The organism is Serratia sp. (in: enterobacteria), assembly GCF_052400455.1.
Lineage (GTDB): Bacteria > Pseudomonadota > Gammaproteobacteria > Enterobacterales > Enterobacteriaceae > Serratia > Serratia ureilytica.
In genome coordinates, this window is sequence record NZ_CP185812.1 from 4033944 (window position 1) to 4052821 (window position 18878).

General features: G+C 58.5%; 16 protein-coding genes. All 16 read right to left on the reverse strand.

Annotation, left to right across the window (positions count from 1 at the left end; genetic code table 11):
* Positions 1-11 precede the first annotated feature (11 nt).
* Positions 12-971 (reverse strand): acetyl-CoA carboxylase carboxyl transferase subunit alpha, encoded by a 960-nt coding sequence (gene accA / locus ACORQT_RS19570; RefSeq protein ID WP_004931972.1) that lies wholly within the window; start codon positions 969-971, stop codon positions 12-14.
* Between the two features lie 12 nt (positions 972-983).
* Positions 984-4472 (reverse strand): DNA polymerase III subunit alpha, encoded by a 3489-nt coding sequence (gene dnaE / locus ACORQT_RS19575; RefSeq protein ID WP_033652500.1) that lies wholly within the window; start codon positions 4470-4472, stop codon positions 984-986.
* A 77-nt stretch (positions 4473-4549) separates the two neighbouring features.
* Positions 4550-5143, reverse strand: a complete 594-nt coding sequence (rnhB, locus tag ACORQT_RS19580) for a ribonuclease HII (protein WP_033644879.1) — start codon at positions 5141-5143, stop codon at positions 4550-4552.
* The gene (gene lpxB / locus ACORQT_RS19585; protein ID WP_042785263.1) at positions 5140-6288 is read right to left on the reverse strand and encodes a lipid-A-disaccharide synthase; all 1149 of its coding nucleotides are present in this window, start codon (positions 6286-6288) and stop codon (positions 5140-5142) included. The genes rnhB and lpxB overlap by 4 nt, the downstream gene beginning before the upstream one ends.
* 3 nt (positions 6289-6291) lie before the next feature.
* Complete coding sequence (gene lpxA / locus ACORQT_RS19590; RefSeq protein ID WP_033644878.1) at positions 6292-7080, reverse strand: acyl-ACP--UDP-N-acetylglucosamine O-acyltransferase; 789 nt, start codon at positions 7078-7080, stop codon at positions 6292-6294.
* Positions 7081-7083: 3 nt separating this feature from the next.
* Positions 7084-7539, reverse strand: a complete 456-nt coding sequence (fabZ, locus tag ACORQT_RS19595; protein ID WP_004931962.1) for a 3-hydroxyacyl-ACP dehydratase FabZ — start codon at positions 7537-7539, stop codon at positions 7084-7086.
* A gap of 160 nt (positions 7540-7699) precedes the next feature.
* Complete coding sequence (gene lpxD, locus ACORQT_RS19600) at positions 7700-8722, reverse strand: UDP-3-O-(3-hydroxymyristoyl)glucosamine N-acyltransferase (protein ID WP_025304030.1); 1023 nt, start codon at positions 8720-8722, stop codon at positions 7700-7702.
* Between the two features lie 3 nt (positions 8723-8725).
* Positions 8726-9223: a molecular chaperone Skp gene (skp, locus tag ACORQT_RS19605; RefSeq protein ID WP_004931958.1), complete on the reverse strand. Its 498-nt coding sequence runs from the start codon at positions 9221-9223 to the stop codon at positions 8726-8728.
* 156 nt (positions 9224-9379) lie between these two features.
* The gene (gene bamA / locus ACORQT_RS19610; RefSeq protein ID WP_072627074.1) at positions 9380-11806 is read right to left on the reverse strand and encodes an outer membrane protein assembly factor BamA; all 2427 of its coding nucleotides are present in this window, start codon (positions 11804-11806) and stop codon (positions 9380-9382) included.
* 35 nt (positions 11807-11841) lie between these two features.
* On the reverse strand, positions 11842-13197 hold the full coding sequence (gene rseP / locus ACORQT_RS19615) for a sigma E protease regulator RseP (RefSeq protein ID WP_025304033.1): 1356 nt from the start codon (positions 13195-13197) through the stop codon (positions 11842-11844).
* A gap of 27 nt (positions 13198-13224) precedes the next feature.
* Positions 13225-14067, reverse strand: coding sequence for a phosphatidate cytidylyltransferase (gene cdsA, locus ACORQT_RS19620; RefSeq protein ID WP_164057765.1), 843 nt, complete (start codon positions 14065-14067; stop codon positions 13225-13227).
* A gap of 9 nt (positions 14068-14076) precedes the next feature.
* On the reverse strand, positions 14077-14835 hold the full coding sequence (ispU, locus tag ACORQT_RS19625; RefSeq protein WP_033644874.1) for a (2E,6E)-farnesyl-diphosphate-specific ditrans,polycis-undecaprenyl-diphosphate synthase: 759 nt from the start codon (positions 14833-14835) through the stop codon (positions 14077-14079).
* A 268-nt stretch (positions 14836-15103) separates the two neighbouring features.
* Positions 15104-16309 carry a 1-deoxy-D-xylulose-5-phosphate reductoisomerase gene (gene ispC, locus ACORQT_RS19630; protein ID WP_164057764.1) on the reverse strand — a complete coding sequence of 402 codons (1206 nt, stop codon included), beginning with the start codon at positions 16307-16309 and terminating at the stop codon, positions 15104-15106.
* A gap of 157 nt (positions 16310-16466) precedes the next feature.
* Positions 16467-17024, reverse strand: a complete 558-nt coding sequence (gene frr / locus ACORQT_RS19635) for a ribosome recycling factor (RefSeq protein WP_025160240.1) — start codon at positions 17022-17024, stop codon at positions 16467-16469.
* A gap of 119 nt (positions 17025-17143) precedes the next feature.
* Positions 17144-17869, reverse strand: coding sequence for a UMP kinase (gene pyrH, locus ACORQT_RS19640; protein WP_004931940.1), 726 nt, complete (start codon positions 17867-17869; stop codon positions 17144-17146).
* A 148-nt stretch (positions 17870-18017) separates the two neighbouring features.
* Positions 18018-18869, reverse strand: a complete 852-nt coding sequence (tsf, locus tag ACORQT_RS19645; RefSeq protein ID WP_033644872.1) for a translation elongation factor Ts — start codon at positions 18867-18869, stop codon at positions 18018-18020.
* Positions 18870-18878 lie beyond the last annotated feature (9 nt).

The window sequence follows — 18878 nt, forward strand, 5'->3', positions numbered from 1 at the left end:
AAGATCGCAACTCAGCAGTAGCCGTAGTTCATCAGACGCTGGTAACGGCGGTTGAGCAACTCTTCGTCGTTCAGGCCATCCAGATCTTTCAGATCGGCCAGCAGCTGCGCTTTCAGCGCGGCGGCCATCGCCGGCACGTCGCGGTGCGCGGAACCCAGCGGCTCCGGGATCACCGAGTCGATCAGCTTCAGCTCTTTCAGACGCGGCGCGGTGATGCCCATCGCTTCCGCGGCCAGCGGCGCCTTGTCGGCGCTCTTCCACAGGATGGAGGCGCAGCCTTCCGGCGAAATCACCGAGTAGGTGCTGTACTGCAGCATGTTCACCTTGTCGCCCACGCCGATCGCCAGCGCGCCGCCTGAGCCGCCTTCACCGATGACGGTGCAGATGACCGGTACGTTCAGGCGCGACATCTCACGCAGGTTGCGCGCGATGGCTTCCGACTGGCCGCGTTCTTCCGCGCCCACGCCCGGATAAGCGCCCGGGGTATCGATAAAGGTGATGATCGGCATTTTGAAGCGGGCGGCCATTTCCATCAGGCGCAGCGCCTTGCGGTAGCCTTCCGGCGCCGGCATGCCGAAGTTACGGCGGATCTTCTCTTTGGTCTCACGGCCTTTCTGGTGCCCGATGATCATCACCGGGCGGCCATCCAGGCGCGCAATCCCCCCGACGATCGCTTTGTCGTCGGCGTAAGCGCGATCGCCCGCCAACTCTTCGAAGTCGGTAAAGATGTGTTTGATATAATCCAGGGTATAAGGACGGCGCGGGTGGCGTGCCAATTGGGCAATCTGCCAGGCCCCAAGATCGGCAAAAATCTTGCGCGTCAGCTCAACGCTCTTTTCACGCAGGCGCTGAACCTCTTCGTCCAGATTAATATCTAATTTTTCGTCTTGACGGCTGACTGCAGTCAGCGAGTCAATTTTCGCTTCCAGCTCTGCAATCGGCTGTTCAAAATCAAGAAAATTCAGACTCATAGCATTCCTATTTTAGTCAAATTCCAAGTCCACCTGCTCATTGCCTACCAACGTCCGCAAGTCTATCAACAAGCGGTCGGTGGGCGTCACGCGCCAGGTTGCGCCAAAACGCAGCTTGGCTCGCGCATCTTCCCGTTGATAGTAGAGATGCACTGGAATCGTCCCCGAGCGATGGGGTTCCAACGACTGACGGAGACGGTTCAAAAGCTGGTCATCAATTTGCCTGTCAGTCAGCGAGATAGCAAGCCCGCGAGCGTATTTTTCCCGGGCTTCACTGATGTCCATTACCTCGCGGGCCATCATTTTAAGCCCGCCGCTAAAGTCATCAAAGCTGACCTGTCCACTGGCGATAAGGATACGGTCTTTTTCCAACAAATGCTGGTATTTTTCTAACGCTTCGGTGAATAGCATCACTTCCAGACGGCCCGAACGGTCATCCAGCGTACAGATGCCGATGCGGTTGCCGCGCTTGGTCACCATCACCCGCGCGGCGACCACCAACCCGACGGCGGTAGTCATTTTGCCCCGATCCGTCGGGTGCATGTCTTTCAAACGCTGGCCACCGGCGTAACGTTCGATCTCCTTGAGGTATTGGGTGATCGGGTGGCCGGTCAGGTACAGCCCCAGCGTTTCCCGTTCACCGTCCAACACCACCTGCTCCGGCCAGGGCGCGATGTTGGCGTAGGATTGCTCCACCTGCTCCGGCGCTTCCGCCAGCACGCCAAACATGTCCACCTGGCCGATAGCTTCGGCTTTCGCATGCTGATCCGCCGCTTTCAACGCGTCGCCGAGCGAATTCATCAGCGCGGCGCGATGTGGCCCAAGGCGATCGAACGCCCCGGACATGATCAGTTTTTCCAGAATGCGGCGGTTCAGTTTCTTGATGTCGGAGCGCGCGCAGAGATCGAACAGGTCTTTGAAATAACCTTGCTCGCCGCTGTTGCGCGCTTCGATAATGGCTTCGATCGGCCCTTCCCCCACGCCCTTGATGGCGCCGATGCCGTAAACGATCTCGCCGTCGTCGTTGACGTGGAAGTGATACAGGCCGCTGTTGATGTCCGGCGGCAGGATCTTCAGCCCCATGCGCCAGCATTCGTCCACCAGCCCCACCACTTTGTCGGTGTTGTCCATATCGGCGGTCATCACCGCCGCCATAAACTCGGCCGGATAGTGCGCCTTCAGCCACAGCGTCTGGTACGACACCAGCGCGTAGGCGGCGGAGTGCGATTTGTTGAAGCCATAACCGGCGAATTTCTCCACCAGGTCGAAGATTTTCACCGACAGTTCGCCGTCGATGCCGCGCGCTTTGGCGCCGTCTTCAAAGCCGCCGCGCTGCTTGGCCATTTCGACCGGGTTCTTTTTACCCATCGCACGGCGCAGCATGTCCGCGCCGCCCAGCGTATAGCCGGCCAGCACCTGGGCAATCTGCATCACCTGTTCCTGATACAGGATGATGCCGTAGGTCGGCTCCAGCACCGGCTTGAGCGACTCATGCTGCCACTGAATGTCCGGGTAGGAGATCTCTTCGCGGCCGTGTTTGCGGTCGATGAAGTTATCCACCATGCCCGACTGCAGCGGCCCCGGACGGAACAGCGCCACCAGTGCGATCATGTCTTCGAAGCAGTCGGGCTTCAGACGTTTGATCAAATCTTTCATGCCGCGCGATTCAAGCTGGAACACCGCCGTGGTTTCCGAACGCTGCAGCATGTCGAAGCTTTTCTTGTCGTCGAGCGGGATGGCGGCGATGTCGATCGGTTCCAGCCCGGTCTTGGCGCGCCGGGCGTTGATCATCTCCAGCGCCCAGTCGATGATGGTCAGGGTGCGCAGACCGAGGAAGTCGAACTTCACCAGCCCGGCGTATTCCACGTCGTTCTTGTCGAACTGGGTCACCGGGTGGTTCCCTTCGGCATCGCAGTACAGCGGCGCGAAGTCGGTGATCTTGGTCGGCGCGATCACCACGCCACCGGCGTGTTTACCGGCGTTGCGCGTCACCCCTTCCAGCTTGCGCGCCATGTCGATCAGCGCTTTGACCTCTTCGTCGGCCTCGTAAATCTCCGGCAGCTGCGGTTCGGCGGCGAAGGCTTTCTCCAGCGTCATGCCCGGATCCGGCGGCACCAGTTTGGAGATGCGATCGACGAACCCGTACGGGTGCCCCAACACGCGGCCTACGTCGCGGATAACCGCTTTCGCCGCCATGGTGCCGAAGGTGATGATCTGCGATACCGCTTCGCGGCCGTACATCTCCGCCACGTGCTCGATTACCTGGTCACGTTTCTCCATGCAGAAGTCGACGTCGAAGTCGGGCATCGAGACACGTTCCGGGTTCAGGAAGCGTTCGAACAGCAGGTCGAATTCCAGCGGATCGAGGTCGGTGATTTTCAACGCATAGGCCACCAGCGAACCGGCGCCGGAGCCACGCCCTGGGCCCACCGGCACGTTGTTGTCCTTCGACCACTGGATAAATTCCATCACGATCAGGAAGTAGCCGGGGAACCCCATCTGGTTGATCACTTTCAGCTCGACGTCCAGACGCTCGTCGTATTCCGGGCGGCGCTGCGCGCGCACTTCAGGATCGGGGAACAGGAACTCGAGGCGCTCTTCCAGCCCCTCTTTCGATTTGAGTACCAGGAAGTCCTCGGTGCTCATATCGCCGGTCGGGAACTGCGGCAGGAAGTACTCGCCGAGGCGAATGGTGACGTTACAGCGTTTGGCGATTTCGACGCTGTTCAGCAGCGCTTCCGGGATGTCGGCGAACAGCTCGCACATCTCGTCTTCGCTGCGCATGTATTGTTGCGGGCTGTAGTTGCGCGGCCGCTTGGGATCGTCCAGCGTAAAGCCGTCGTGGATGGCGACGCGGATCTCATGGGCGTCGAAGTCATCTTCCACCAGGAAACGCACGTCGTTGGTGGCCACCACAGGCAAACCGCGCTCGGTGGCCAGCGCCACCGCCGCATGCAGATAGTTCTCTTCATCCGGGCGGCCGGTGCGGATCAACTCCAGGTAGTAGCAGTCCGGGAAATATTGCTGGTAGAAATCCAGACACTGATCCACCTGCGCCTGGTTGCCGCGCAGCAGGAACTTGCCGACGTCGCCCTGACGCGCGCCGGAGAGCAGGATCAGCCCTTCGCGATGTTCAATCAGCCAGTCGCGATCGATGATCGGGCCGGCGGCGCCGTAGCCGCGCTGATAGGCGCGGGAAATCAGCAGCGTTAAGTTCTGGTAGCCTTCGTTGTTGCTGGCCAGCACCGTCAGTTGAGCGAGTTCGTCGCCCAAGACTTCGCTTTGCACATGGAAATCCGCGCCGATGATCGGTTTGATCCCGGCGCCGTGCGCGCTGCCGTAGAACTTCACCAGCCCGCACAGGTTGGTGAAATCGGTGATTGCCAGAGCAGGCATGGCTAACGCGGCGGCTCTTTTCACCAGCGGCGCCGTCTTGGCCAATCCATCAATCATGGAGTAGTCACTGTGGACGCGCAGGTGAATAAAACGAGGTTCGGCCATCTCCAGATACCTGATTGAAGGGGCTCAGCGTGCTGAGCCCGGGTTAATGCTATCGTCGAGCCGGTCAGGCTCGCAGGCTACAGCGCGAGCGCCCTTTTCACCGGCGCGAAGCTGCGGCGATGATGCTCGGTGGCGCCCAGCGCGGCCAGCCGCTCCAGGTGGAAGGCGGTCGGGTAGCCTTTATGCTGCGCGAAACCGTAGTCCGGGAACTCGCTGTCCAGCTCGGCCATTTCGCGATCGCGCGTGACCTTCGCCAGAATGGATGCCGCGCTGATTTCCGCCACGCGGCTGTCGCCCTTCACCACCGCCTGCGAACGCATCGGCAAGCTCGGGCAACGGTTACCGTCGATTAAAACCATGTCCGGCGCGATATGCAACCCGGCCACCGCGCGCTGCATCGCCAACATGGTGGCGTGCAAAATGTTCAGCTGGTCGATTTCCGCCGGTTCGGCGCGCCCCAGGCTCCAGGAGAGCGCTTTGGCGACGATTTCGTCATACAGCGCCAGCCGGCGTTTTTCACTGAGCTTTTTGGAGTCCGCCAGCCCGACGATCGGCCGCGCCGGATCGAGGATCACGGCGGCGGTGACCACCGCGCCGACCAACGGGCCGCGGCCCACTTCGTCCACACCGGCAATCAGCGTGGCAGCGGGATAGATAAAGGGTTCAATCATGCTTTCGCCAGCTCCAACACAGCCTGAGCGGCCTGTTCGTCCGCACCGCAACGGATGCTTTGGTGCAAGGTAAGGAAAGTCTGTTTCAGCGCGTCGGTTTCCGGGCTCTCTTCCAGCAGCGGCATCACGGCGGCGGCCAGTTTGTCCGGGACGCAGTCATGCTGCAGCAGTTCGGTGACGATCTCCCGCCCCGCCAGCAGATTCGGCAGCGAGACATAAGGCGTTTTCACCAGCTTCTGCGCCAACCAGAAAGTGAACGGCTTCATGCGATAGCCCACGACCATCGGGCACTTGGCCAGCATGCATTCCAGCGCCGCCGTGCCGGATGCCAGCAGCGCCGCGTCGCTGGCGATCATCGCTTCACGCCCCTGCCCATTCAGCAGGTGTACGGTCAGATCCGGCGCCACTTCGGCCTTGATGCGCTCAAACTGCTCACGCCGTTTGGCGTTGACCAGCGGCACCACCACTTCCAGCTCGGGATAACGCGTGCGCAGCAACTGCGCGGTTTTGAGGAAGTCGGCGCTCAGCATCTCGACTTCGGCGCCGCGGCTGCCCGGCAACAAGGCCAAACAGCGCGCCTGCGGAGCGATGCCAAGCTGAGCGCGCGCCGCCAACCGATCGGGCTGCAGCGGCATGGCGTCCGCCATGGTGTGACCGATAAACCGGCAGGGGACGTTGAAACGATCGTAAAACGCTTTTTCGAAAGGGAGAAAGGCCAGCACCAAATCGGTGGCTTTGCCTATTTTGAAAACGCGCTTTTGTCGCCAGGCCCACACGGAAGGGCTGACATAGTGGATGGTGCGAATGCCGCGCTGCTTGAGGCGGCCTTCCAGCGTGATGTTGAAGTCCGGCGCGTCGATGCCGACAAACACGTCCGGCCGCAGCTCACCGAAGCGGCAGGTGAGATCCTTGCGGATCTTCAACAGGCGTGGCAAGCGCTCGAGCACTTCCACCACGCCCATTACCGCCAGCTCTTCCATTTCGTACCAGGCCTCGCACCCTTCGGCCTGCATCAGCGGGCCGGCGACGCCAACGAAACGCGCGTCGGGGATCTGCGCCTTGAGCGCACGGATCAAACCGGCGCCGAGAATGTCACCGGAGGTTTCTCCGGCGACCAATCCGATAGTCAATGGACGATTCGACATAACTCAGCGAATGATGCCACGGGTAGAACGGGTGAAGAAATCGAGGTACTGCTGCACCACCGGCTGCTCTTTGGCCAGGGCTTCGATTTCCGCTTTCGCTTCATCCAGCGTTTTTTCGCTGCGATACAGGATTTTGTAGGCGTTGCGGATCGCCTGCATTTCATCCTTGTCAAAACCGCGGCGCTTGAGGCCGACCGCGTTGACGCCGAACGGCGTAGCGTGGTTGCCCTGAGCGATGACGAAAGGAGGCACATCCTGAGCGACACCGGAACAACCGCCTACCATCACATGCGCGCCGATAATGCAGAACTGATGGATCGCCGTCATGCCGCCGATGATGGCGTGATCGTCGATTTCCACATGCCCCGCCAGCGTGGCGTTGTTGGCCAGCACGCAAGCGTTGCCAACTACGCAGTCGTGGGCGACGTGCACGTTGACCATCAGCAGGTTATCGTTGCCCACTTTGGTCAGGCCGGTGCCCTGCGCGGTGCCGCGGTGGATGGTGACGCTTTCGCGGATGCGATTGCGATCGCCCACTTCCACACGCGTCGGCTCGCCCGCGTATTTCAGATCCTGATTCACTTCGCCGATAGAGGCGAACTGATAAATCTGGTTATCGCGGCCAATCTTGGTAATGCCGTTTACCACCACGTGGGATTTCAGCACCGTGCCGGCGCCGATTTCCACCTGGGAGCCGACGTAGCAGAAAGGGCCGATATGCACGCCGGCGCCAATCACGGCGCCTTCTTCGACTATCGCGCTAGGATGGATAAAGGCGGTTTGGTCAATCACGGATTAAGCCTCCCGGCTGCGGGCACACATCATGGTTGCTTCGCAGACAATTTTACCGTCAACGGTCGCCACGCCTTTGAAGCGAGTCAGACCGCGGCGAGTTTTCTCGAAGGTGACTTCCATGACCATCTGATCGCCTGGCACCACAGGGCGCTTGAAGCGAGCTTCATCGATACCGGCGAAGTAATACAGCTCGCCCGGTTCCAGTTTGCCGACGCTTTTAAACGCCAGGATGCCGGTGGCCTGCGCCATGGCTTCCAGGATCAATACGCCTGGGAAAATCGGTTTGCCAGGGAAGTGGCCCTGGAAAAACGGTTCATTCACCGATACGTTCTTCACCGCACGCAGATATTTGTGCTCTTCAAACTCGAGGACGCGGTCGACCAGCAAGAACGGGTAACGGTGAGGAAGCAGATCCAAAATTTCTGCAATATCCAGAGTATGAGTGTCAGTAGTCAAAATACTCTTCCTGTCTCTAAAAACTGATGGCATCAACAACACGGCCTGCGCTGACCCCAAAAGGAGATCATCATGCAGGCCGCAAATTAACATCTCTTTGCGCTTTTGGTCTCACGACCAACGCGTTTCGTTTTGTACCCGCGAGAGCGGGCGGCAATGATTAGTCTTTTCCGACTTTACGTTCGACAGCTTTCAAGCGTTTGCTGATCTCATCGATATTCATTACCAACGCAGCGGTTTTACGCCAAACCTTGTTAGGCTGCAACGGAATGCCCGAAGAGTATACCCCAGGTTCGGTGATTGGTCGCATAACCATTCCCATTCCGGTAACAACAACCTTGTCGGCAATTTCCATGTGACCGTTGATCACGCTGGCGCCGCCAATCTGGCAGTAGCGGCCGATTTTCAGGCTGCCGGCCATGATCACACCGCCGGCGACGGCGGTATTGTCGCCAATCACGACGTTATGTGCAATCTGGCATTGGTTGTCGATGATAACACCATTCCCGATTTGGGTGTTATCCAAAGCGCCGCGGTCAATGGTGGTGCAAGCGCCGATTTCGACGCGATCGCCGATAATCACCGTGCCCAACTGAGGGATCTTGATCCACTCGCCGCGCTCATTCGCATAGCCGAAACCGTCTGCGCCGATCACGGTGCCCGACTGAATCAGGCAGCGCTGGCCGATTTCGACCGCATGATAAATCGTTACGTTCGCCCACAGACGCGTTCCCGCGCCGATGCGTGCGTGTTTGCCGATGAAGCAGCCCGGGCCGATAACCACGTTATCGCCAAGCACCGCACCCGACTCGATCACCGCGTTCGCCCCAATGGCGACGTTCTGCCCCAGCTGCGCTTCAGGCGAGATCACCGCGCTTGGCGCGATATCCTGAGCCGGCGACGGCGTGGTGTCCATCAGTTGCGCCATGCGCGCATAGGTCAGGTAAGGGTTCTTAACCACCAGCGCCGCAGCACGGCAGTGTGGTAAATCCGCTTCGGTAAGCACCACGGCGCTTGCCTGGCAGGAAGACAGCTGCTCTTGATAGCGGCTGTTTGACAAAAACGTGATTTGGCCAGGCTGTGCCGAATGCATAGAAGCAATGCCGGTGATGACGAGATCGCCATCACCGTGCAATTGTGCATCCAACTGCTGCGCTAAATCAGCCAGTCGAATTGAAAGCATGTGTTATTTAACCTGTTTCAGCACGTCAGCAGTGATATCTTTGGAAGAGTCTGCATAGGCAACAGCGTTGGCGTCGATCACCACGTCATAACCGCCTTTGCTCGCGACAGATTTCACCGCGTCCTGAATGCGGCTCAGGATCTTGTTACGCTCTTCCATCTGGCGACGACGGTTGTCCTGCTCGAAAGCCTGGGCTTTCTGAGAGAACTGCTCGCGCTGCGCCATCACGTCTTTTTCCAACTTGCTGCGGTCGCTGGCTTTCATGGTAGCGCCGTCACGCTGCAGACGTTGCATTTTGGTCTGCAGGCTACGTTCCATGTTCTGGAGTTCGCTTGCACGGCCTTTAAACTCGTTTTCCAGCTGTTTAGCGACCGCTTCGCGGGCCGGCAGCTGTTGGAAAATGCTGGAGACGTTAACGACAGCGATCTTATCTGCTGCCTGAACGCCAGCTGAAGCAGCCATTGCTAAACCGAGGCCTGCGGCACACAACCACTTTTTCACTATAAACTCCTTACCATCACCCATTTGTGTCATATGACACTGAAGTACACAATTTGCCAGACTTATCCCACCAAACAATGAGAATCATCTCCCTCTGCCGGCGGGCGCCTGGCCATTGCGATTCTTAATAACTGTTATGCCCAGAGGCGAGACCCGTTACCAGGTCTTACCGATGTTAAACTGGAACTGTTCGGACTTGTCGCCTTCGTATTTCTTGATCGGGTTGGCGTAAGAGAACACCAATGGCCCCAATGGCGACATCCACTGCAGCGCGATACCGGCGGAAGAACGAATATTGCTGGCCTTGCTGTAGTCCGGCACGCCGTACATCAGCGTCTCGTTGGTATTCTTCCACTTGGTATCCCACACGGTACCCGCATCGATGAACAGCGACGTGCGCACAGAGTTGGCGTATTTGTCGCTGATGAACGGCGTTGGGGTGATCAGCTCCAGGCTGGCGACCGCCATGGCGTTACCGCCCACCGCGTCATCCGAGCCACAGATGCTCTGACGATCGGTGGTGCTGCCGGCGTTGAACTGGCACTGGTACGAATTGGAGTTGTAGTACACCGCCTTCGGACCAATGGTGTTGGACTGGAAGCCACGCACGGTGCTCGAACCACCGGCGTAGAAGTTCTCGTAGAACGGCATTTCCTTGCCGCCCAGCCCATCCGCGTAACCCAGACGGCCGCGACCCAACAGCACCCAGGTGCGGTCGTCGTTGATCGGCACGTACTGTACGCTGTCCAGCGTCACCTTGTAGTATTCGTTGTCCGAGCCCGGAATGGTGACCTTGCCGTTCAACGTGGTGCGGTTACCCGAAGTCGGGAAGTAGCCGCGGTCCAGGTTGTTGTAGGTCCAGCCCAGGTTCAGGGTAAAGTCGTCCGTCGAGTAGCTGGCGCGGTCGGTCTTGTTCGCATCCACGCCCATCGAGTCGAGGTAACGCCACATGGCGATCTGCGGCTGCATGTTCGACAGGCCGTTGTGGACATAGCCCAGGCCGGTGCGCAACGAGTTGTTTTCGTTGATCGGGAAGCCCAGCGTGCCGTCAACACCGTAACTCTTGTTGGTGTAGTCGGACAGGTCCGCGTTATCCGCTTTAAAGTCGTTGTAGAAGACGCGGCCGCCCAGGCTCACACCGTCAACGGTGAAGTACGGGTTGGTGACCGAGAATTCGGTATACGTCTGGTAATCGTTCTTGGTGCCGCTGATGCCGACCGAGTAGCCGGTACCCAACCAGTTATCCTGCTGCACGCCGGCCTGGAAGCTGACGCCGCTCTCGGTGCCGTAACCGACGCCGAAGTTAAAGGTACCGGTATTGCGTTCTTTCACCTTGTAGGTCACGTCGACCTGATCGGCAGTGCCCGGCACGCGCTGGGTTTCCACGTCGACCGTTTCGAAGTAGCCCAGGCGGTTCAGACGCTCCTTGCCCTGCTCGACCTGCTCGTTGCCGAGCCAGGCGCCTTCCATCTGGCGCATTTCGCGACGCAGTACGGAATCCTTGCTGGTGTCGTTGCCTTCGAACTTGATGCGGCGCACGTAGAAACGGTTGCCCGCGTCAACGTTGACGTGCAGCTTGACGGTTTTATCCGCATCATTGATCTCCGGCTGGGTGCCGACGCGCGGGTAGGCGTAACCATAACGGCCCAACATCGTTTTGATGTTGTCTTCCATTTTGGTCACTTTGCTGCCGTTATACAGCTCGCCCGGCTCGATTTTGGTGATCTGAGCGACTTCCGCCGAGTGGCCGGCCAGGTTGCCGTTCACGACAACATCAGAAAGCTTGTACTGATCGCCTTCGGTGATGTTGATGGTGATGTAGATGCCTTTTTTATCCGGCGTCAGGCTCACCTGGGTAGAATCGATGTTAAAGCGGGCATAGCCGCGATCCAGATAGAAGCTGCGCAGGGTTTCGAGATCGCCCGCCAGTTTTTGCTTCTGGTATTTGCGATCGCCGACCAGGTTCCACCACGGTACTTCGTCACGCAGTTGGAAGCGCGAGATCAGTTCATCGTTGGTGAAGGCGTGGTTGCCGACGATGTTGATTTGTTGAATCTTGGCGGAGACCCCTTCCGTGAACACCAGCTTCAGGTCGACACGGTTGCGCGGCAACGGCGTGACCACGGCTTTCACCGAGGCGCTGTATTTACCGACGCTGTAGTAGAAGTCTTCCAGCCCTTTTTCAATGCTGGAAATCGTGGTGCGGTCGAGCGCCTCGCCCACCCGGACGCCGGAGGCTTCCAGGTTTTGCTTGAGCATGTCATCCTTCACCGACTTGTTGCCGGAGAAAGTGATGCTGGCGATGGTAGGACGTTCCTTCACCTGCACGATCAAGGTATTACCATCGCGCAGTACGCGCACGTCCTCGAAGTTGCCGGTGGCAAACAAGGCACGAATGGTATTACTGATGTCATCGTCAGTGACGGTATCGCCGACGCGAACCGGCATGTTGAGTAACGCCGCACCGACGGCAACTCGCTGCAGGCCTTCGAAATGAATGTCTTTCACTACGAACCCGTCTGCACCGTATACGGTGGCGCTGCCAAACAGCAGCGACGCTATGAGCAACTTTTTCATCGCCATCGTTGTTATGCGTTCTTCCTAACCTATCCCCGCCCCTAAAGGCGGGAAAAATCATTGAAAAGTGCAAGACCCATCAACAACACCAACACGATCGAACCTATGCGGTAGCTGTAGTCCTGTACTCGCTCGGAAACCGGCCCACCCTTCAGCTTTTCTATCGCCAGGAAGAGGAGATGCCCACCATCTAACACCGGTAATGGGAACAGGTTGATGATCCCCAGGTTGACGCTAATCAACGCCAGGAACATCAGATAATACACGAATCCGACTCCGGCTGACGCCCCAGCTCCCTGTGCAATCGAGATCGGGCCACTCAGGTTGTTCAGCTTTACATCACCGGTTATTAATTTGCCCAGCATGTTGACCGTCAGCCGCATCAGCTGCCAGGTCTTGTCGCCGGCCTGATACAGCGCCGGGAACGGTCCATACTGGCGAATCGTCTTATACTCTTCCGGCAGCGGCAGCACCTTTGGAATGATGCCTGCAAACCCCACCGATTTGTCTTTTCCCACCGGCTTTGTATCCGGTATCAGCGTCAAAGACAAGGGGGCGCCGTTTCTTTCAATCTCCAAAGCCAGCGGTTGCCCCGGGCCATCGTGGATACGCTTCACCAGCGTCTGCCAACGACCCAACGGCTGACCATCGACTTTAACGATCCTGTCCCCCGCTTGTAAACCCGCCTTTTGCGCCGCCGAGTTCGGCTGCACTTCCGCCAACACGGATTCGATCTGCGGGCCGCGCGGCATAATCCCCAGCGCGACAACGGGATCCTGCTTGTCCGGTTCAAAGTTCCACTGGCGCAAGTCCAGGGTTTTGGTCACCACCTGCGAAGAGCCGAACGGCGCTACGCCGACTTCGGTTTGCGCATCGCCAATCTTCGCCACCAGCGCCAGACGAACTGACTCCCAATCAGGCGTTTCGATGCCGTCAACCGACTTTAGTTCCATGCCAGACGAAATTTCAGCCTTGGCGGCGATCGATTGCGGCGCGATTTCGCCGATCACCGGACGGAAACTCGGCACGCCGATGATGAACACCAGCCAGTAGGCAAGGATAGCAAACAGGAAGTTGGCGATGGGGCCGGCGCTGATGATGGCCGCGCGCTGCCAGACGGTTTTATTGTTGAAGGCCTGGTGGCGCATCTCCGGCGCCACCGACTCCACGCGCTCGTCCAGCATCTTCACGTAGCCGCCGAGCGGGATCAGAGCGATAACGTACTCGGTGCCCTGGCGATCGGTTCGGCGCCACAGCGCCCGGCCGAAGCCGATGGAGAAGCGTTCAACGCGCACGCCGCAACGACGGGCAACCCAAAAGTGTCCGAACTCATGCACGGTAATCAAGATACCGAGCGCAATCAGAAACGCCACCAGGTTCCAAAGCACGCTGACCATCATCCCTCACTTTCCGTCATCGACAGATTAAAACACCAACAGCATCAGGCAGGCAAACACCGGCACCGCCGCGGTCAGGCTGTCGATACGATCCAGTATGCCGCCATGACCGGGAATCAAATGCCCGCTGTCCTTGATGCCCGCTTCGCGTTTGAACATGCTTTCGGTCAAATCGCCCAGCACCGAAGCCAGCGCGGCGATCACCGAACAGGCCAGCAGCGTGGTCGGCACCACGTTCAGCGGCGCATAGCGGCCGAACAGCCACGAGATCACCGCCGATGTCAGCAGCCCGCCGATCAAACCTTCCCACGTTTTGCCCGGTGAGACCTTCGGCGCCAGCTTATGCTTGCCGAACAGCTTGCCGAACATGTAGGCGCCGGAATCCGCGCCCCACACCAGCAGCATCACGTACAGCAGCCACCAGGCGCCGGTAAACGGGTTTTGCTCGTAGCCGTACTGGCGCAGCGCCAGCATGCCCCAGAAGAACGGCACGATGGTCAGCAGGCCGAACAGCAGGCGCAGCGGGCGCGAGTTGCGCCAGATAGCGGCCGAGCCGGGGTAGAACAGCACCAGCAGCAGCGCCGCCAGCCACCAGACCAGCGACAGCCACAGCGAGCCGCTCACCTGCGGCACGGATTGATGGTACGCGGGAACGCTGAGCATCATCAGCGCCAGCAGAAAACCGCACAGTATCGCCAACCAGATGCGCTGCGAACGGGAGGTAAAACCGGCCAGTTGGCCCCACTCCCAGGCTGCTAACATGCACACGACGAGCGTTACCAGAGCAAAGGCCAACGGCGGCAACAGGAACAGCGCCGCGATAACGATCGGGATTAAAATCAGAGCAGTTATGAGGCGATACTTCAGCAAAAGTTCTCCCTAGGACGCATCGGCGCCGTTAGGTGTTGTTCCCCCGAAGCGGCGCTCACGTTGTGCAAATGCATTCAGCGCACCTTCAAAGACAAGTTCATCGAAATCAGGCCAGAGCACATCAGTAAAGTAAAGTTCAGCATAGGCGATTTGCCACAGCAGGAAATTACTGATGCGATGCTCGCCACCGGTGCGGATAACCAGATCCACCGGCGCCAGGTCGCTCATGCAAACCCGCTCGTTCAATAATTCCTCGCTGATCTGATCCGGGTGCAACTCGCCTACCCGTACCTGTTCGGCCAGTTCCCTTACTCCCTGAATGATATCCCAACGGCCGCCGTAGTTGGCAGCGATATTGAGCGTCAGGCCATCGTTATTTTCCGTCAGAGCTTCAGAGCGGCGGATCCGCTCCTGCAAACGCGCGCTGAATCGGCTGATATCGCCGATCACTCGCAGCCTGACGTTATGTTTATGCAGGCTTTTTACTTCACTATCCAAAGCGCGGACAAAAAGCTCCATCAGGGCAGAGACTTCCTGCACCGGACGGTTCCAGTTTTCGCTGCTGAAGGCATAAAGCGTGAGCGCATCTAAATGGTGGCTGGCGGCAAAGCTGACCGCGCGGCGAACCGATTTCACCCCTGCTTTATGACCGAAGACACGTAACTTGCCCTGACGTTTGGCCCAGCGTCCGTTACCGTCCATGATAATGGCGACATGGCGCGGCCCCGGGGAAGATGGATTAGCCTCTTGTTGGTTTGCGGACGACATAACTCGTACTTATTTCCTCAATAGAAATATAACTGCCTTTCCGGAACATCAGGCCCTTACGCGCAAAAAAAGCCGTGTGCCCGACACGGCTTTCAGCCTGCCCTTGCGATACCCGGCGCAGCCGGGCCGCCATTGACGCACAAGGCGCCAATCGGGCCATAATTCAACGGTATAACCGCTGACAGGTGGCGCAGACTATACCACCTCAGCGGGGCATGAACAAACGGCCCCGCTGCGGCGCACGCGAATTACGAGCAAAATCGGATAATCACCGTGATCGGCCGCACAACGCGCGAACCTGCTCCTCAGCGGCGGCGCGCGCCTGACGGTCAATGTCTAAGACCGCTTCGATGCTCGTCGGTTCCTGCAGCGCGAGACGTTCCACCACCTGGCGATTGACCGCCGCGATATCGGTAAAGCGAATCTGCTGCTGCAAAAATGCCGCCACGGCGATTTCGTTGGCCGCGTTCAGCGCGGTGGTGGCCGCCTGGCCGGCATCGAACGCTTCGATCGCCAAATACAGGCAAGGATAACGCTCACGCTCCGGTTCGGCGAAGGTCAGCGAACCGATACGGCAGAAGTCCAGCGCTTCCACACCGGAATTCACACGCTGCGGATACGCCATCGCGTGAGCGATTGGCGTGCGCATATCCGGCGTCCCCAACTGCGCCAGCACGCTGCCGTCGGCATAGCGCACCATTGAGTGAATCACCGACTGCGGGTGCAGGATCACTTCCATTTGCTCGGCCGAGGCGTTAAACAGCCAGCGGGCCTCAATGTATTCCAGACCTTTGTTCATCATGGTGGCGGAATCCACCGAGATCTTGCGGCCCATCGACCAGTTCGGATGGGCGCAGGCTTGATCCGGCGTCATCGCGGCGAACTGTTCCAACGGCGTGGTGCGGAACGGGCCGCCGGAACCGGTAAGCACGATGCGCGAAACACCATGACTGTCCAGTGAAGAGTATCCCAACTGACGCTGAATGTTCTCAGGCAAACTCTGAAAAATCGCGTTGTGCTCGCTGTCGAGCGGCAGCAGTTGCGCCTGGCTTTGCCGCACTGCGTCCATAAACAGACGCCCGCAGGTGACCAGCGACTCTTTGTTGGCCAGCAGCACCTGCTTGCCCGCGCGGATCGCCGCCAGCGTCGGCAACAGCCCCGCGGCGCCGACGATGGCCGCCGTCACTTGATCGACGTCATCCAAGGCGGCCAATTCACAGGCCGCTTGTTCCCCGGCCAACACTTCGGTAGCGACGCCGTTTTCCGCCAGGATAGCGCGCAGCTCGCGCGCGGCGCTTTCATCCGCCATCGCGGCAAACGCGGGCCGAAATTCCATGCATTGCTGCGCCATGACCGCAACGTTGCGGCCGGCCACCAGCGCTTTGATCGCAAAACGGTCGAGATTAGCCCTGACCACGGCCAGGGTGCTGGTCCCTACCGAGCCGGTCGAGCCAAGAATGGTCAGTTGCTTCATGAGTTCACTCTGAATAACTGTCTGATGAGATCGGAGGTGCTCCAGTGTGGAACCTTGGACACCGCTTGTCCATGATCTTTCAGTACGATGAAACGGGATCTGCGCCGCAAAAAACAAAGCGCCGCCCAGGCGACGCTTTTTTTCTGCGCGATGCTGATTAGAATTCCATCAGCTCTTTTTCTTTCTCCGCCAGCGCGGCGTCGACCAGCTTGATGTAAGCGTCGGTCATTTTCTGAATCTCGTCTTGTGAACGACGCTCTTCGTCTTCGCTGATCTCTTTATCTTTCAGCAGCGCCTTGACCTTGTCGTTGGCGTCGCGACGCACGTTACGCACCGCTACGCGGCCCTGCTCGGCTTCGCCGCGCACGATCTTGATCAGATCCTTACGGCGTTCTTCGGTCAGCGGAGGCAGCGGAACGCGAATGTCAGAACCGGCGGAAGACGGGTTGAGGCCCAGATCGGAGCTCATGATCGCTTTCTCAACGGCCTGGCTCAGGCTGCGGTCGAATACGTTGATTTTCAGCGTGCGGGAGTCTTCCACGGTCACGTTGGCCAGCTGACGCAGCGGCGTAGCGGCGCCGTAGTATTCCACCATGATGCCGTCCAGAATGCTTGGAGAAGCGCGGCCGGTACGGATCTTGCTGATTTGGTTTTTGAATGCTTCTACGCTTTTTTCCATGCGTGAATCAGCATCTTTTCTGATTTCATTAGTCACGTTGCAAACCCTTGGAAGCTGGTTACTTGGCAGGCGATACTCAAGTATAGCCCGTAATCGTACTCGAAGAGCGCGCGGCGCCTGGCGTCACGCGCTCCGAAAAAGAGGTGTGAACAGCCTTATTTGCTGATCAGCGTACCTTCGTTCTCACCCATCACCACGCGGCGCAGCGCACCAGGCTTGTTCATGTTGAACACGCGGATCGGCAGACCGTGATCACGGGCCAGCGTAAACGCCGCCAGATCCATCACTTTCAGCTCGCGCTCCAGCACGTCCTGATAGGTTAATTGTTCATACAGCGTCGCATCCGGGTTTTTCACCGGATCGGCGGAGTATACGCCATCCACTTTGGTGGCTTTCAGCACCACGTCCGCTTCGATCTCGATGCCGCGCAGGCAGGCAGCGGAATCGGTAGTAAAGAACGGGTTGCCGGTACCGGCGGAGAAGATCACCACGCGGTTGTTGCGCAGCAGGCTGATAGCCTCTGCCCAGCTGTAATTATCACATACGCCGTTCAGCGGGATCGCTGACATCAGGCGGGCGTTCACATAGGCACGGTGCAGTGCATCACGCATAGCCAGGCCGTTCATCACGGTAGCCAGCATTCCCATGTGGTCGCCCACTACGCGGTTCATGCCGGCTTGCGCCAGCCCCGCGCCGCGGAACAAGTTCCCGCCGCCAATAACTACACCGACCTGAATTCCCAGTTCGACCAGCTCTTTCACTTCCTGAGCCATGCGATCCAAAACGCTGGCGTCGATACCAAAACCTTCTGCACCTTGCAGGGCTTCGCCACTCAGTTTAAGCAGAATACGCTGATATACGGGTTTTGCATTGGTTGCCATGGTGTTCTGTCCTAAGAAGCAGTATTAGTATTGGGGATTTCAGCCGATGAAACGCGCCTGAGGTGAGCATCACGCTGCAGGGCCTGCCACCGGTGTAATTCTGGCTGGATAGTATGGAACCGCCAGACGGCGGTTCCATCGACAGTCATTAAGACTGTTTGCTCATCGCGGCAACTTCAGCAGCGAAGTCGGTTTCGACTTTCTCGATGCCTTCGCCCACTTCGAAGCGAATGAAGTTGGTCACGTCAGCGTTGTGCTCTTTCAGCACCTGAGCAACGGATTTGCTCGGATCCATAACGAAAGGCTGACCGGTCAGAGAAACTTCGCCGGTGAATTTCTTCATGCGGCCTTCAACCATTTTCTCTGCGATTTCTTTCGGCTTGCCGGACTGCATGGCGATGTCCAGCTGAACCTGGTACTCTTTTTCTACCACTTCAGCAGACACGTCTTCTGGCTTCACGAACTCTGGCTTGCTCGCCGCAATGTGCATTGCGATTTGCTTAACCAGCTCTTCGTCAGCGCCTTTAGCCGCAACCAGAACGCCAATGCGCGCGCCGTGCAGGTAGCTGCCCAGCACGTCGCCTTCCAGGGAAGCAACGCGACGAATGTTGATGTTTTCGCCGATTTTTGCCACCAGCGCTACGCGCTCTTCTTCGAACTGTGCTTTCAGCACGTCAACGTCAGTGATTTTGCCGGCCATAGCGGCATCCAGCACTTTGTCGGCGAACGCCTGGAAACCGGCGTCTTTCGCAACGAAGTCAGTCTGGCAGTTAACTTCCAGAATGATGCCGTAGTTGCCTTCGATCTTGGTTTTGATCACGCCGTCAGCAGCTACGTTGCCTGCTTTTTTAGCGGCTTTGATCGCACCGGACTTACGCATGTTTTCGATTGCCAGTTCGATGTCGCCGTTGGATTCAACCAGCGCCTTCTTGCAATCCATCATGCCAGCGCCGGTACGCTCGCGCAGTTCTTTTACCAGGGCAGCGGTAATATCAGCCATTTATTTTTC